Origin of the sequence: Shewanella carassii (assembly GCF_019670705.1) — a bacterium.
GTDB lineage: Bacteria > Pseudomonadota > Gammaproteobacteria > Enterobacterales > Shewanellaceae > Shewanella > Shewanella carassii.
Genome location: NZ_AP024618.1, coordinates 3392955 through 3408595, shown reverse-complemented (window position 1 = coordinate 3408595; position 15641 = coordinate 3392955). Strand labels below are relative to the sequence as shown.

The window sequence follows — 15641 nt, the reverse complement described above, 5'->3', positions numbered from 1 at the left end:
AGACTACTTCTGGTATTTTTCAAGGAGTTGTTGGTATTCGCCAGAGCTTTGCAGCCGCGAAAGAGTGGCATTGATCTGGCCGAGCAGTTCGGGTTGATCCTTGGCGACAGCAATACCGTAAAACTCGGGGGAAAATTCGATATCCAGCTGTTTGAGGGTGGGGTTCTTGGCCAGATAAGTGGCTGCTGGTTGGCTGTCGAACAGCACTAGATCAACCTTGTGGTTTTTCAGCTCCATGAAGGCCTCAAAACCCGTGTTGAAAGCGACGACTTCGGCCTTGAGCTCCTTAGCCATGATGTCGCCGGTCGAGCCCAGCTGCACCGCAATCTTCTTACCGGCAAGATCGGCAGGAGTGGTGAATACCTGGCTGTCTTGATTGACTATCACCACCTGGGTGGCTTCGTAGTATGGCGTGGAGAAGTTGACGCTCTTTTGCCGCTCATCCGTGATTGTCATCCCTGAGGCGATAAAGTCGATTTTGCCTGAGTTCAGCGCCACTATCAGAGAGTCGAACTTGAGGTTTTCTACCTTGAGAGTTTTACCGGCGTCGGCGGCAATCGCCTTGGCAATATCGATATCCAGCCCTTTTACCTCATCACCATTGGCGCCCCCCATATATTCAAATGGAGGGAAGGCAGCATTGGTACCGACGACCAGTACATCTTGATCTTTACCGCAGCCGGTCAACAGCAAGGCCGTGACAGTGGCCAGAAGCAGGGATTTTTTCATCTTGGAGATACTCTTGAGGAACCGTATGACTGGCACTATAGCCAGTTTCAATTCTCCAATCAATAACTAATCATAAAAAATGACTATTTATTCATTTTAATGTCTCGCGTTGTTACAAGATCGTTGTTAATTATGGGTTTATTTATTAATAAAATCTGCAGGGTTGAATAAAATGGATATTGCTTAAGTTGGAGGGGCGCTGAGAAATTTTTTTGTCGCCTGAGACACAAGAATGTGTATTTGGCACAGCGCCGAAGAAAAATTTGTTATAAAATGCGCGCCCAAAATCCTCTGCCTGCCTACAATGGTGGAAGCCCACTCCGGATTTTGGAACAGGCCTCCAATTCAGTACCTGCCAAAGCAGACAGCGAAGCACACAAAATAGAACAAGATGGGGTCGTATACCTATGATAGAAAAACGCTTTATTACCGCTCAGGAATTGCTGGAGGATTCATTTCGTCTGGCTGCACAGGTCTATGACAGTGGTTTTCGGCCACAGTTTATTGTTGGGATCTGGCGTGGCGGCGCCCCAATAGGGATCGCGGTGCAGGAGTTTTTCGACTTCAAGAAGGTGGAAACCGACCATATTGCGGTGCGCACTTCATCCTATTACGGCATAGGTACAGACAAGCAGAGCAAGGAGATCAAGGTTCATGGTCTGCATTACATTGTGGAAAATGCCAACGCCGATGATGGTTTGCTGATTGTTGATGATGTCTTCGATTCCGGGCGCAGCGTTTTTGCTCTCAAGGAAAAGCTCAGTCAATCCATGCGTCTGAATATGCCCAAGGATATCCGTATCGCTTGTCCTTACTACAAGCCACAGAATACTGCTGTGCCACTGAAGCCCGACTACTATATCCACGCCTCGGATGAATGGCTGGTATTCCCCCATGAAGTTTCTGGCCTGAGTCCGCAAGAGCTGGCCGAAGGCAAGGGCGATCTTAAAAATATCAAAGAGCTGTTCCTTTAAGATTTGGGCAGCAGCATATTGCAAGAGGGCGCCAATGGTTGCCCTCTTTTCGTTTAATGACCTTACATATTTATGCTGTTGGCGCAGTCCGTAATAGCCTCAGAGACGATTGATCTTGTCCTTTAGATCGTAGCTCTTGTCTGTGACTATGGTTTCCAGGTTGGCAATCCGCTGCTTCAGTTCATCCACTTCCCGTTGCAGTTTTTCTATCTCACGGTTTTGGCCGTCTTGCTGCTTACTGTTGTAGTCCTTGATGAGTACCATGGCAAAAAAGCCTATGGCTATGACGGCTACCAGACTCATTAATCCCATAATGACTCCTTGGGTGTTAAGCATATTGAATATTTTGGCACATCATTCTCGCACATTACGGCACTATTGTGTGGTACGGCTGGACCAATAGTACGCCAAGGGCCTCATCGAGGCCCTTGAATTTGCTTTGCCAATTAAGGCTTAAGGGTTTCTTTAATCAACACGCAGCGCCGCTCCCTTTCTATTGCTTGCTTGAGATTGCGCTGGGTCTGGGCCGATAGCTCTGGGTTGGCCTGCAAGGCTTTTTCGAGCCGCAGCACTGAGGCGTGACTGCATTGACGCGGTAATAATGCCGGCGCGTAACTGCGCATAAATACCGGGTCTTTTTCGGCGTCCAGGCTGGCCAGCTGACTCAAGCGCTGCTCTGCGGTGCTGGCCTGGAGTTGCCCTTGGCTGCTGGGATAGAGGTTTTCCATTGCCACCCTCAGCTTGGCAAACGGCAGCGCCGAATGGTTGATTTTCTCCAGCCAGCGGCGTTTACCGGCGGTGTCCGGGCGCACCACTTCGGCGGCGATGGCCGCCTTTTGCCCCGAATCGCTGTTATCAAGTTTGGCTTCTTGCTGCAGCAGATATTTGCTGGTGGGATAATCGTAACGGTTCAACTGATAGATAAGCTGCCAGCGGGTATCCTGATCCAGCTCTATTCCCTTTATTTTACTGTAGCCCTGCAGCAGTGATAGCAGGTGATCCAGCGAGTCACCGTCGCGGGCAAAGTCCACATAGGCATCGAACCAGCGCCGCTGCAGATCTTTATTATCTGCGTTTTGCATGGTCAGACGCAGGCTCATCTGCGCCAGCGCTCTGATGGCGCGCTCGGCATAGACTGAGTGAATCGGAGCCATCGATTCGAGCAAGGCCTTGCTATAGCGCATATTGCTGAGAATTTGCCCCAGCAGGGTGTAATCGCTCTCTTGGGGAGCATTGATAAGCACAGTTTCCAGATACTTGTTCAAGGGCAAGTTACCGCTCTGGACACTGTCCCACAGGCTTTGCCAGAGCATGGCGCGCAGCAGGGGATCTTCTACCTTGGCCAGGTGATTAAAGGCAGTATCGAACGAGCGTGGGTCGAGCTCGACTTTGACGTAGCCCCAGTCCTGATAGTTGGGATAAACCAAATCAGGACAGGACGCACCTGTAAGTTGCGGCACCAAGGTCTTTTCACCTTGGTAAGTAACGGTCAGTGTTTGCTGTAAGCGCATCTCATGGCGGCCCTTGCTCAGTAAGGCTAACTGAACTTTTTGCTCTCTGAGAGTCGGATAGGCGGGATCGCTTGTTGACTGCAACAGGGCAAATTCACTGATGCGGCCATCTCGGCACTGGAACTCGGCCTTGAGGCTGTTGACACCGGCGCTGTAGAGCCAATCCCGGGTCCACTGACTCAGATCCCTCTTGGCGGCTTGGCCTAGACTGCTAATGAAGTTTTCCAGTGTGGCGTTTTGCCAGGAGTAGCGTTTGAGGTAATCACTGACGCCACGGCGGAAGGTTTGCTCCCCAAGCAGGTGGCGCAGTTGAATGAGAACCGCGGCCCCTTTCTGATAAGTGATGGCATCGATATTATCGAAGGCGTTGGCACTACTAGCCACTGGTACTTCTATGGGATGGGTGGTAACGCCAGAATCCTGTTGATAGGCGCTCTGTTTGCCCCTGGCGTAAAAACTGCGCCAGGTGTTGTCAAACTCAGTGGCTTCGGCGCTCGCCAGCATGCCCATAAAGGAGGCGAAGCTTTCATTGAGCCACAGACCGTTCCACCATTTCATGGTCACCAGATCGCCAAACCACTGGTGCGCCATTTCATGCATGATCACAGACGCCAAGCGCTGGCGCTGATTGGCTGTCATCTCACCACTGCCAAGAAAACGCCCCTCGGCAAAGGTGATGGCGGCGGCATTTTCCATGGCACCATAGAGGAAGTCAGGCACCAGCAGCTGATCGTATTTTTTAAAGGGGTAGTCGATACCGAAATAGCCGTCAAAAAACTTAAGCCCGGCGTCTGTGTATCTGAACCAGTCGGCGGCATTGACCTGGGCCGCCACAGATTGGCGGGCAAACAGGCGCATGGGGTATTTGCCGCTGTTGTCTTGCCAGACATGGTAAGGGCCGGCATGCATGGAAAAGTTGTAGGGGCTCAACTTGGGTGTTGCCGGAAACTGCCACAGCTGGTTGTCACCCTCCGGGGTCACACTCAATTCTTGGGTGGTGCTGATCACCTGCCAGTCTTTGGGGGCCCTGACGGTTAACTTGTAGCTGGCCTTGAGATCCGGTTGATCGAATACGGCAAACATCTGCTGCGCGGCGGCGGGCTCAAAGTGGGAGTAGAGATAGACCTTGCCATCGACGGGATCCACAAAGCGATGCAGCCCTTCACCATTGCTGGAATGTTGGCGTGTGAAGCTGACTTCTATCTCATTGTCGCCTATGAGCAGCAACTTGGCACTGATCTCCAGATAGGCGCCATTGTATTTGGGATAGAGCCTGTGGCCGTTGATCTTAAGGCTGGTGATCTGCGCCTTGCTCAAGTCCAGTGTCAGGGGCTGTTGGTTATCGCTGAGACTGAAACGTACCAAGGTGCGGTTGGCAAATCGCTCGCTGCCATCCAAGGTAAAGTCCAGTTCATAGCTGACATTGCTGACTCTGGCAGAGCGGGCCATCGCCTGTTGCTCACTGATATAGCCGCTGCCATCCCGCACTCCGGCGGAGGATTGAGTGCTGCTGCAGCCGCTGAGTGATATCAGTCCGGCAGCCAACAGGCTGAGACCAAACAACCGGGGAAGAGATTTCACAAACAGATTCCTTGCTTTTTATTGTTTTACCATTGGGTGTCGGTGTTTTCCCTCACAACAGGAATAAAAGGGAGGGATACGTCTTGAGTTAATACCCTGTCGGGCTTGGCGCCCGCGGCATAAATTACGCTATTTGCCGCCAAAGAACAAAGGAGAAATGTTACAAAAAAGCCGCTATGACAGCGGCTTTGGGGAAGGAGCGTTAGGCTTGGTTAGAGCCCGAGGAAGGACTTGGACTTCACTTTGCGGATCTCTTTTTCATCGGACCATTCGATCAAGCCGGTTTCCAGGTCCATCAGGCGCATGGTCATCTTGTAGTAGACATCACGGGTGCTGCCATCTTGTTTGACTATGCTGGAAAGGTTGCCATAGAGCATGTATTGAGCGCCTATCTGACGACCGAACTTGATGGCGGTGGATGGGTCAACCATGCCGGCGTTGTTCTGGTAGTCCAGTTGCTTGCGTACTGAATCCACCTTGGTCATATCGATAAAACGGAACTTGCCTGAGCGCAGCAGCTTGTTGCTGATGGAGTCGGTCACTGACTCAGTATCTATATGCTCAGAGGTCTTGTTCTTGATCTTGTCGACAAAGATGATAGGTCTGTCGTTGGCTGTCATGGCCACCACAGGGGGGAAGGTCAGCATGCTGTCGACCATTTTGGCGGCAATGGCTTGCAGATCTGTCGAACCGAAGTTTTCATTCACTGTCTCTACCTCAGTGGCATCACCGTATTCCACTTTGGATTGACAGGCTGCCATGCCCATGGCCATTGCCAGTATCAGTATCAGCTTCAAGTGTTTCATAGTCAGTTCCATTTCAAGGTTATCAAATCAATTTTGTATAAAAACGTGTGACATTGCCAGTGTCTATTGCCCAGACCAGAGTAGTCTTGCCACTCTGAACCTGAATTTCCGTGCCCTGATTGTCCAGGGTCAGTTGATAGCTGCCGGCATCGACAAACTGCCTTGCTATCTGTGCCTGCCTAGGTAACGTGAGCCAACTGCGGCGATCGGCCTGCTCTGTGACCACGTTGAATATCTGCATGGCGATCACCCCAAGATCCGAACTGTCTTTGCGCTCGGCCTTGCGGGCCATTTCCGACTTGGCATAGACCCTGGCGGCCTGGCGCACCAGCAGATAGGGTAGTTCCTCCTTGAGCGCCGTGATGGCCAAGGCATCTATGTTGGCTATCGGGGCTGCGGTCATAGGTTTTGACAAGCCGCGGATATGGGCACTGCTTACCGGCACTCTGGAGGGCATATAGGTGGGCAGAGAGACAGTTTGCCAGTTGCCGTGAATGGTGAAGGGAACCGTCAGGCTCTCCTTGGCGGGCACAAAGCCGCGCTCCAGCAGCAAGATGACCTGACCTTGCCCCTTGGTGGGCGTGGGCGCTTCTCCCCAACGGCGTTTGAACTCATCATATTGAGGCATGGCAAGCTCTTTGGCCAAGCGCACCAGATCCTGCTGCAGATAAGGATTATCCGGCATAATCTGCGCCGCCTTGCGATAGTCGATAAAGGCATCGTTGCGCTCACCAAGGATTTCGTGCAGTACCCCTGTGGTGTAGTAGCTGTAGGCGTTCAAAAACGAGCTGGTGACATTGCCGGCGGCCTTGCCGAGTTTATCCATTTCGGCGCTGATGGTGCCGTTGGCCATCTGTTGCACCGCACTGCTGGATTTCTCATACCTTTGCTGCTCCAGCGATTGCAGTTCATTGCTGCGACGCACCTCCACCAACGCGCCTTCGGCATCGTCGGCAAACAGATAATTGAGCGCTTGATACTGGTGCAGCATGATGCGCTCATACCCGGGGCCGCGATAGGGAATGATATTGTCGTTCAGCAGCAGGCTGCCGCCCTGTGAACCCAGCTCGGATAAACTGAGCTTGGCCTTGTCGTCAAACGCCTGATAGGCGGCTATGGCGCTCTGGTAATAGTCTTTACTGGCGATGAAATCGCCGCTTATCTGGGCGGCGCGCCCCGCTTCCTGGGCATAGAGCAGACCATCGCGGCCGTTTATTCCACCTGCCAACTCCTTGGCGGCATTGCCCGGCATTGATGAGTTGAGCTCGGCGCGAATGCCGGCCAACTGGGATGGGTAGTTGACTAATACACTGTTGAAGGCGCAGCCAGTGAGGCCCAATGACAACAACAGCGGCAGTAGTAACTTACCTGACTTCAAGCATCGGCTCCTTGGTTTTGGATCTCCAGTCGCTCTATCAGGGTAAGCCCTTCCAGATGATCATATTCATGCTGGAAAATGCGCGCGACAAAGCCCTGTAACCATTCCTGCTGCCACTCGCCGCTGAGATCCTGATAACGTACCTCAATGCTTTCATGGCGCAAAACCTGTACTCTTTCGCCTGGCAGCGACAGGCACCCCTCTTCCCCGGTAAGCATCTTGCCTGAGCGTTGGAGTATTTGGGGGTTGATCACCACCTGAGGCGCCATCAAAGGCGCATCCGGATATCTGTCGTTGGGGTGGGATGCCATAATAAATAAGCGGATACCTTGGCCCACCTGAGGCGCGGCTATGCCAACCCCCTGTGCCAGTTTCATGGTCTCGAGCATTTTCTTGGCCAGGGTCGCCAAGGGTTCATCGAACAGTTGAACCGGCTGGGCTGCCTGCCCCAGAATACGTTCTCCATGGGTTGCTATGGCTAACATCCTTATTCCCCCTTTATTCGACTCAATAGTGAGGCGGCGGAGTTTCTTCCGATTGAGACGCGATATTGCTCGGCTCTACCGCCTTGAGTTTGCTGATTAACAACTGGATCTGAAACTGCTGCTCGGCCACGACCTTATTGAGTTCGAAAATCTCCTGACTCAATTCTTCCAGTGTGGCTTCCTGAAATGACAGCTTGGTTTCGAGTTCTTCGATCCTGTCCGGGATTGCTTGCATTACTTACCTCTGTGTTGGCGCTGACCAGCGTTCCAGTAAGCTGGCACTGCTGATACTCTGAAGTTGGCCGTTGTCGGATTCAGACACTGAGTATACTACGGCGCTTTGGGGCAAAGGCTTTTTTGGCAATGAAACTTGCCAGTTGGCGACTTTTTTCCCCGAATCGACCTGCCAAAGGCTTAACTCTCTGGCCGGTGTGCCGGTTAACAAGGCCTGTTCCTGTTGGATAAAGCGTGCTGCCGAAAAGTTCATTTGCCGCCGGACTATCGCCAGCGAGCTGGCCAGTTTTCCTGAGTCATTGTGCCAAATGTCGGCATTGCCGGTACTGTCGGACACTAAACTGAGGCTGCCGCTGTGGCTGAGGGCAACCTTTAGTACCCTGGAATCCATCTGCCAGCGCCTCAGCACCTGAGCATCTTGAGGGCGCCACAGCAGAGCGGTGGTATCGTTGGCGCCGGTTAATGCCAGGCGGCCATCGGCAGAGAGGGCAACGCTGTTAACCTTTTCGCTGTGGCCAAGAAATTTTACCAGCACGCCTGTTGTTGGCGTCAGTGACATTACCGCGCCATCGGCCAGCCCCACCAGCAACTGGCCGTTGTCGGCCACGGCTACAGCTTGGGCTACCGCCGGCAGTGACCACCAACCTGCCGCTCGGCCGTCGGCGATTTTCCACAGTGCAACTGAATCGCGGCTTAACGTCACTGCATATTCACTATTGGCCGAGATATCGGTGGCGATCACATCATTGGCTGCACTGCCTTGAGCCCACTGATACTTGACTGTCCCTTGTCTGAGATCCCAAAGTCTGAGCCCTTCCTGACTGCTTATTAAAGCATAGCGGCCATCGGCAGAGAGACTGGCGCTGTAACTGGGATCGGCCGCCAGGGATTGGCTGCTATTGGGGCCAGGATGGCAAGCGCCAAGGCCCAGCAAAGTAAAACTGAGCGTGCAAATAAGTAGCAATCTGTTTATTGCCATGAACTTATACCGCCTCGACTTGTCATTTTGAGTAAGGGTAAAACGCTGTCACTTCCATACAGGGGGCTCGGTTCGTCGACCAGCTCTCCCTTGTTAACCAGTATGGATAATCTGCTTTGTATCTCAAAGTTAACTGGTATAAAGTGAGTCGTCTTACACATTTAGGGTTAATTGTAACCATTTGAAGATCCTGAGGATGCCTTTAATGAAACCGATTTACAAAATTTCACTGGTCGCACTGGCCCTGATCGGCCTTTCCGCCTGTAACCAAGAACAAAAAACAGCGAGTGCCGACAAGGTGGAACTGAGCTCTGTCGAGCAGAAAGAAGCTTATAGCGTGGGCGCCTCTATCGGCCGCTATATGGCCGGCCATATCAAAGAACAGGAAGAGCTGGGTTTCTCAGTCGATCGTGCTTTGATTGTGACAGGTTTTCAACAGGGTCTGAAAGACGAGCTGCAACTGACAGAAGATGAGATGCAGAAAGTACTTGAAGGTCTGGATCAAAAGCTGAATGAAAAACGCATGGCCAAGGTTCAGGAGATGGCAGCCAAGTCGATGCAGGAGAGCAAAGCCTATCTGGAGCAGAACAAGGCCAAAGAAGGTGTGGTCACTACTGAGTCCGGTCTGCAATATGAAGTCCTGACACCCGGTGAAGGTGAGAAGCCAGCTGCTGAAGACATTGTGACAGTTCACTACCGTGGTACTCTGATCGACGGCACTGAGTTTGACAGCTCCTACTCCCGCGGTGAACCGGCAGAATTTGCCCTGAACCGGGTGATCCCAGGTTGGACTGAAGGGGTTCAGCTGATGCCTGTAGGCGCCAAGTATCGCTTCGTTATCCCATCTGAGCTGGCCTATGGCGAGCGTGATATGGGCACTATTCCGGCCAACTCCACTCTCATTTTTGAAGTCGAGTTGCTCAAGGTCAAGAAAGCCGAAGCTCCTGTCGCGCCGACCGAAGCCGAAGCTTCTGCCAAGTAATCTCTTGTTTCACGGAAAGTGGATACCCGATATTGAAAAGGACGCCGTTGGCGTCCTTTTCTTTTTCCATTACAGCCACTTATAGCGATAGAACAGCCACAGCTGTCCCCCTACCAATAGCAACAGGAACAGGCAAAAAGCTCCGAAGGCCCAGCCGACATCGGCGCCAGGGATCCCGGCGATATTGACTCCGAGCAGACCGGTAAGAAACCCCAGCGGCAGGAAGACGGCGCTGATCAGCGACAGGAAATAGAGGCGGCGATTGACGGCCTCGGCCTGACGGTTTTGTAACTCTTCCTGAGTGACGCTGGCCCTGTCTCTGATCGCGTCCAGATCTTCGATACAGCGAATGAGTTGATCGTTGATTTCGTTGAATTTAAGCCGTTGATGTTCATCAAATACCTTGGCCGAGTCTGCCAGCAGGCGGCTAAAGGCTTCCCGCTGCGGTGCCAGGTAGCGTCGGACCACCACTATCTGGCGCCTGAGTTCGGCGATATCGCTGCGCAGATCCCTGTCGTTGCCGGCCATCACCTTGTCTTCCAGATCGTCGACGGTTTCCTCCAGGCGATCGATAAACTCCGTCTTCCGCTGGGTGAGACGCTGCGTTAGCGTCAACAAGTATTCCCCTGTGTTGCCGGGGCCAGAGCCTTGGCCGACGCTCTGGATGATGTCTTTGACCGATAACAGCTCGCGACTGCTGGTGCTGATTATTCTGTGATTGTCCAGGTAGAGGCGTATCGACACCATGTCTTCAGGGTCGGCCCCAGGGTTGTGATTGACGCCTCTGAGCGCCAGTAGTAGCCCGTGGCCAGATTGGACCACCCTGGGGCGAGTGTCCTGCGCCAACAGGGCGGCCACTTCTAATGCATCGAGGTCGCTGTGTTGTTGCAACCACTGACGGTTGGATTTCTTCTTATAGTCCAGATGCAGCCAGAGTATGCCTTGCTCTGGCTGCCAGTCGCTGATCTGTTGCAGCGTCAACTCTTTGCCTGCCATCTCTCCACTGAGCAGCAAGGCACAAAACTGTTTTTCGGCCATAGATTCACTCTCATAGGTTTGCTTTAGTTCAAGCTAACCTAGTTATACCATTGGGTATAGGAGTTTACTCACTCAGCGGCAATGAAAAGCAGGGCAGACAAATAGGCTAATGGGCGGTTTCTCGGGATAATATGACATTGGTCTGTTGCATACGCGCTTTTTCAACTCGTGCTTAGGGAGCTTGTCAGCCATCCGATAGTGATACCAACTTGCCTCGCTGTAGCATCATTATGTTATCGCGAGTTTGGCTGGAATTCCCATGGTTGACACAGTTATGAGCAAGGCAAGCTTCTATAAGGAATGGTATTGAGATTGAAAGTAAAGCCCTGGCATAACTATGGGCAATACCCAGGCCCTGGGTTAAAATTAGGGTAGGTTTGGTTACAGCAAAAGAAGTGACACCATGGAATACGAATTTCGGCGCAATTCACTGACGGGGACCGTAATGGCCTATTTCAGTATGGAGCATCATGTACTGGGGCAATGGTTCTCTGAAGAGTTGGCGGATGACGCCGAGATCTGCACTCGGGTCAAACAGGCATTGGCGGACTTGCAGTCCGGGCGCATTCGCGAATGGCAGTTGATTGGCCGGGATCTGACACTGCAACTGGATCAGGAGCAGGTACGTGTCTACGCCAATGTGCTCGAATTTGGCGAGAGTCAGGAGATGGATGAGTCCCTCTCTCTCTACGATGCCGAGTCAGAAGCCTGGTGCGGCCTGGAAGACTTTCAGGATGTGCTTGAGAGTTGGTGTGACTTTCTGCACCAGAGCCGCTGAACAAGCGGCATTGGCTGCAATGACAAGGGACGCGGTGACGTCCCTTTTTTGTGGCTTAACGGTTGAGATAACGCACAGCCATTTCGGTGCGGGATTTGGCGTTGGCCTTGCGGAGCAGGTTTTTGACATGTACCTTGACCGTGCCTTCGCTGATATGAAGTTCCTCGGAGATCACCCTGTTGCTCTGGCCTTCAGCCAGATGCTGCAGTATCTGCAACTCTCTCGGTGTTAGGCTATCGAGCCAGGCTTCTTCATCGGTGGCATTTTTCAGTTCAAACAGATAGTCTTCCACTTCGGCGCTGATCACTCTGTGGCCGGACATGGCTTCCTTTAACTGTTCCAGCAACAGATCGGGTTCGGTGTCCTTGAGCAGGTAACCATCGGCACCGGCTCGCAGCAAACGAAGTACATCTTGCTTGGCATCGGAAACCGTTAGGATAACGATTCTGGAAGTCACTCCCTCTTGACGCAGGGCATTCAGGGTATCGAGACCCGTCATCCCTTTCATATTCAGATCCAGCAGGATAATGTCCGGCTCGTTTTCGGTGGTAGCCGCCAAGGCGTCAAGCCCGGTACCGGCTTCACCGAAGAGACTAAAGTCAGGATCGGATGCCAGTAACTGACAGATACCGCGACGTAGTAAGGGATGGTCATCGACTACCAGAACAGAATAAGGTTTACCCATGATATGGCTCCTGCTGAGGTGGGAAAGTCAGGACAACATTGGTGCCTCCCGACGCATTGCTGGAAAATTCTACAGTACCTGAAAGACGGCTGGCGCGTTCGTGCATTATCCCTATGCCGAAATGCTGATCCCTTTCCTTGATGTGTGCCAGACCAATGCCGTTGTCCGAAACGCTGATGACGACCATGTTATCAGAGTTTTTTTCACAACTGATACAAATACGACTCGCATTGGCGTGTTTAATAGCATTAAGGGTGGCTTCTCGGGTGAGCTGCAGAATATGAATGTGTTGGTGCGCTGCCAGTAACTGGGGCGGCAGGCGATAGTTGAGTTCCAGCTCTGTCTCTGTCTGGCTGCTCAGTTGCTCCAGCATGGCTTCGAGGGCGTTACGCAGATTAGGTTCTTTGACGGTCAGGCGGAAGGTCGACAGCAGTTCCCTGAGCTGGGCATAGGCTGTGGTCACCCCTTCATTGAGTTCTTCGAGCTGCTGGGTTACCGCCGGGCTTTTGCAGCTCTGGTCGAGGCCTTTACGCAGCAAACTTATCTGGATTTTCAGGAAGGACAAGAGTTGCCCCAGCGAGTCGTGCAGCTCTCTGGCGATAACCGCCCGCTCTTCCAGCAGGGCCAGCTGTTGGCGCTGTTCGGTAGCGTTATGAATCACAATCGAGCGGGCCAGCATAATGGTGAAGTTTTCAAACAGGGGCACATTGATATCGTGTTCGCCAAACACTTCCAGAAAGCCGAGCTCTTGCTGCTCAAACTTGAGCGGAAACTGCATGGTCTGCCCGGATTGTGGCCAGTTGCCCTCATCGGTGGCTATCACCTCCATGGCATCTTCATCTTGCTGAATAATCAGCCGTAAGTGTTGCAGATGTTCATACTCCTGGAGCTGTATCAATGATTGACGCATGACGTCATAGTTCAGCTTCCCCGAATGTAGCATCACCAGGTTATCGTAGAGGAACTTGAGTTCGCGGTTGGCACGAGTCAGCGCCAGGGTCTTCTCCTTCACCTGGGTTTCCAGGTTGCCGTAGAGGGTTGCCAGCTCCTGAACCGTGCTGTCTAGGGCATCGGAAAGAGCGCTGAGCTCGATATACTCTGTCTTGGGCATTTCGACGGCAAAGTTACCCTTGGAAATAGTGTTGGCCGACTCCATCATCTGTTGCAGCGGCACCACCACCTTGCGTTTGGTAAAACGCACGGCGATAAAGGCAATCAGCAACATCAGCCCCAAGCCCACTATCTGGCTGACGGCCAGTAATCTTAGTTTAAAGGCGGCGTGATGCTCCATCTCCAGTACCAGCAGATCTATGGTATCGACAAAGTCTTTCAGTGAAATGGCGTAATTGCGCGAGTCTTCCTGCTCTATGTAATACTTCATGACCTTCCACTTATTGATCACCAGTTGGTATTGCTGTCCGAGTCTGGCCGGCGATGACCAGTCCATCGAGCGCACCAAGGCATCTGAGTAGAGGGTATTTTCAAATTCGCGAATTTTTTGCAGTGCTTCTTCACTGCCGGAATTGGCATAGAACATCAACCGGTAACTTTGCATCCGCAATGAACCGGAGGCGTTGATCGCCCGGGCATCTCCAAGGCTGTAGGACAGATTGATGATGGCAAAAGTGGCCAGACCGCTTGAGAGCAAAATAAGGGTCAGCATTAAGCCTAAAATGGTAGAGGTTAAACTGCCTCGTTTCATGAAATATTCACTCACTTTTGCTAAGGTTTCCTGAGTCCTTTGCTGTGTTGCCTTCGGCTGGCGGAAGGAACTACGCCGATAACGTCATCGAGAAGAAAAAGGACTTGAGTCTCAGCGTTCTACATTAGCCTGCGCTTGAATACATTAACAAGAGTACAAAAATGTGAGCAACATCGCCTTCACATTTTGATCTGGCGCAAACTTCGCTCCGGATACTCCCTAAGAGGTATGTTTTTGGCTTATTCAAGAGGCTACTTTTGACCTTGGAGATGTCGTGGTTATTGCAAATAATGATAAAGTAACACGGAGATGAGATGGTGAGAAAAATAAACCAAAAATCCTTTGCAATCAGTGCATTGGTCGCCGCAAGCCTTATGGCTGCCGGTGCGTTTGCGAGTGATAAGACCGAGCCTCGTAACGAAGTTTACAAAGACAAGTTCAAAAATCAATATGCCACTTGGCATGACACCGCCGAAAGTTCTGAAATTGTTGACGTACTGGCCGAAGATCCCAATCTGGTGGTTCTGTGGGCCGGTTATGGTTTCGCCAAGGACTACAATGCCCCTCGCGGCCACATCTATGCCGTAACTGACTTGCGCAATACCCTGCGTACCGGAGCACCCAAAACAGCTGAAGATGGCCCAATGCCAATGGCTTGTTGGAGCTGTAAGAGCCCGGATGTTCCTCGTCTGATTGAAGAGCAGGGCGAAGACGGTTACTTCAGCGGCAAATGGGCCAAAGGTGGTCCAGAAGTGGTTAACGCCATAGGTTGTGGTGATTGTCACGAGAAAGGTTCTCCTAAGCTGCGTCTGGGGCGTCCTTTTGCCGAGCGCGCCATGGAAACCCTGGGGATGCCGTTTGATAAGGCTTCCCGCAAAGACAAGCAGTCCATGGTTTGTGCTCAGTGCCATGTAGAGTACTACTTTGAGAAAGTGGAAGGTCGTAAGGGCTTTGTTAAGTTCCCATGGGATCAGGGCACTACAGTGGAATCCATGGAGGCTTACTACGATGCCATCGAGTTTGCCGACTGGACTCACGCGCTGTCCAAGACTCCTATGCTGAAGGCACAGCACCCAGGTTATGAAACTTGGCAACTGGGGGTTCACGGTAAGAACAACGTGACCTGTGTTGACTGTCACATGCCGAAAGTGACCAGCGACAAGGGGCGTAAGTTTACCGATCACAAAGTGGGTAATCCTTTCGATCGCTACGAAGAAACCTGTGCTCAGTGCCACACTCAGAGCAAAGAGTTTATGGAGAACCTGACTGCCGAGCGTAAAGCTAAGGTGAAAGAGCTGAAGCTGAAGGCTGAAGATCAAATCGTCAAGGCACACTTCGAAGCTGCTGCCGCCTGGAAAGCCGGTGCGACCGAAACCGAGATGAAGCCTATTCTGACTGACATCCGTCATGCCCAATGGCGCTGGGATTATGCTATCGCCTCTCACGGTGTTGCGGCTCACGCTCCTGATGAAGCGCTGCGGGTACTGGGTACTGCGGTTGACAAGGCGGCCAACGCCCGGGTGAAACTGGCGCAGCTGCTGGCTAAGAAAGGTATCACAGAGCCAGTCGCTCTGCCTGATATCTCCACCAAGGCCAAGGCTCAGGCTGCTCTGGGTATGGACATGAAGAAGATGGTTGCCGACAAGGAAGAATTTAAGAAAAACGTTCTGCCTAAGTGGGATGCCGAAGCCAAGAAGCGTGAAGCGACCTACAAGTAACAGTCGTTAACACTCGTAAATGAAAATCCCCGCACCGCGGGGATTTTTTTATCTTACAAGA

15 protein-coding genes are annotated in these 15641 nt (G+C 52.2%); 4 read left to right on the top strand and 11 right to left on the bottom strand.

Translation table 11 applies throughout. The features are described from left to right. Nucleotides 1-3: 3 nt before the first annotated feature. Nucleotides 4-729, bottom strand: coding sequence for a basic amino acid ABC transporter substrate-binding protein (locus K5621_RS15475; protein WP_100142150.1), 726 nt, complete (start codon nt 727-729; stop codon nt 4-6). A gap of 407 nt (nt 730-1136) precedes the next feature. Here K5621_RS15475 and K5621_RS15470 point away from each other — a divergent pair, with 407 nt between their 5' ends. Then, on the top strand, nt 1137-1703 hold the full coding sequence (locus K5621_RS15470) for a phosphoribosyltransferase (RefSeq protein ID WP_100142149.1): 567 nt from the start codon (nt 1137-1139) through the stop codon (nt 1701-1703). Between the two features lie 99 nt (nt 1704-1802). On the opposite strand, the gene K5621_RS15465 is transcribed toward K5621_RS15470, so the two are convergent. The 7 genes from K5621_RS15465 to K5621_RS15435 all read right to left on the bottom strand — a co-directional run bounded on the left by K5621_RS15465 (nt 1803) and on the right by K5621_RS15435 (nt 8677). After that, nucleotides 1803-2015 (bottom strand): hypothetical protein, encoded by a 213-nt coding sequence (locus K5621_RS15465; protein ID WP_157929023.1) that lies wholly within the window; start codon nt 2013-2015, stop codon nt 1803-1805. Nucleotides 2016-2149: 134 nt separating this feature from the next. Continuing rightward, on the bottom strand, nt 2150-4795 hold the full coding sequence (gene pepN, locus K5621_RS15460) for an aminopeptidase N (RefSeq protein ID WP_245003094.1): 2646 nt from the start codon (nt 4793-4795) through the stop codon (nt 2150-2152). A 212-nt stretch (nt 4796-5007) separates the two neighbouring features. Beyond that, nucleotides 5008-5601, bottom strand: a complete 594-nt coding sequence (gene lpoB / locus K5621_RS15455) for a penicillin-binding protein activator LpoB (protein ID WP_170946744.1) — start codon at nt 5599-5601, stop codon at nt 5008-5010. 22 nt (nt 5602-5623) lie between these two features. After that, nucleotides 5624-6979, bottom strand: coding sequence for a COG3014 family protein (locus K5621_RS15450; protein WP_221049681.1), 1356 nt, complete (start codon nt 6977-6979; stop codon nt 5624-5626). Then, nucleotides 6976-7464: a peptide deformylase gene (gene def / locus K5621_RS15445; protein WP_100142145.1), complete on the bottom strand. Its 489-nt coding sequence runs from the start codon at nt 7462-7464 to the stop codon at nt 6976-6978. Before def ends, K5621_RS15450 begins: the two co-directional genes overlap by 4 nt. Nucleotides 7465-7486: 22 nt before the next feature. Further along, complete coding sequence (locus K5621_RS15440) at nt 7487-7699, bottom strand: SlyX family protein (RefSeq protein WP_025011529.1); 213 nt, start codon at nt 7697-7699, stop codon at nt 7487-7489. Nucleotides 7700-7702: 3 nt separating this feature from the next. Further along, nucleotides 7703-8677 carry a WD40 repeat domain-containing protein gene (locus K5621_RS15435; RefSeq protein WP_221049680.1) on the bottom strand — a complete coding sequence of 325 codons (975 nt, stop codon included), beginning with the start codon at nt 8675-8677 and terminating at the stop codon, nt 7703-7705. 205 nt (nt 8678-8882) lie between these two features. On the opposite strand from K5621_RS15435, the gene fkpA reads away from it, so the two are divergent. Further along, the gene (gene fkpA, locus K5621_RS15430) at nt 8883-9659 is read left to right on the top strand and encodes an FKBP-type peptidyl-prolyl cis-trans isomerase (protein ID WP_221049679.1); all 777 of its coding nucleotides are present in this window, start codon (nt 8883-8885) and stop codon (nt 9657-9659) included. A gap of 69 nt (nt 9660-9728) precedes the next feature. On the opposite strand, the gene K5621_RS15425 is transcribed toward fkpA, so the two are convergent. After that, nucleotides 9729-10697, bottom strand: a complete 969-nt coding sequence (locus K5621_RS15425; RefSeq protein ID WP_221049678.1) for a zinc transporter ZntB — start codon at nt 10695-10697, stop codon at nt 9729-9731. Nucleotides 10698-11100: 403 nt separating this feature from the next. On the opposite strand from K5621_RS15425, the gene K5621_RS15420 reads away from it, so the two are divergent. Further along, complete coding sequence (locus K5621_RS15420) at nt 11101-11475, top strand: YacL family protein (RefSeq protein ID WP_221049677.1); 375 nt, start codon at nt 11101-11103, stop codon at nt 11473-11475. A 55-nt stretch (nt 11476-11530) separates the two neighbouring features. On the opposite strand, the gene K5621_RS15415 is transcribed toward K5621_RS15420, so the two are convergent. Both K5621_RS15415 and narQ read right to left on the bottom strand, forming a co-directional pair. After that, a complete protein-coding gene (locus K5621_RS15415) occupies nt 11531-12160 on the bottom strand; it encodes a response regulator (protein WP_100142140.1) in 630 nt (209 codons plus the stop codon). Next, entirely contained in the window at nt 12153-13862 is a 1710-nt protein-coding gene (gene narQ / locus K5621_RS15410; protein WP_100142139.1) for a nitrate/nitrite two-component system sensor histidine kinase NarQ, read from the bottom strand. Before narQ ends, K5621_RS15415 begins: the two co-directional genes overlap by 8 nt. 314 nt (nt 13863-14176) lie before the next feature. Here narQ and nrfA point away from each other — a divergent pair, with 314 nt between their 5' ends. Continuing rightward, nucleotides 14177-15580, top strand: a complete 1404-nt coding sequence (gene nrfA, locus K5621_RS15405; RefSeq protein ID WP_221049676.1) for an ammonia-forming nitrite reductase cytochrome c552 subunit — start codon at nt 14177-14179, stop codon at nt 15578-15580. Nucleotides 15581-15641: the final 61 nt, after the last annotated feature.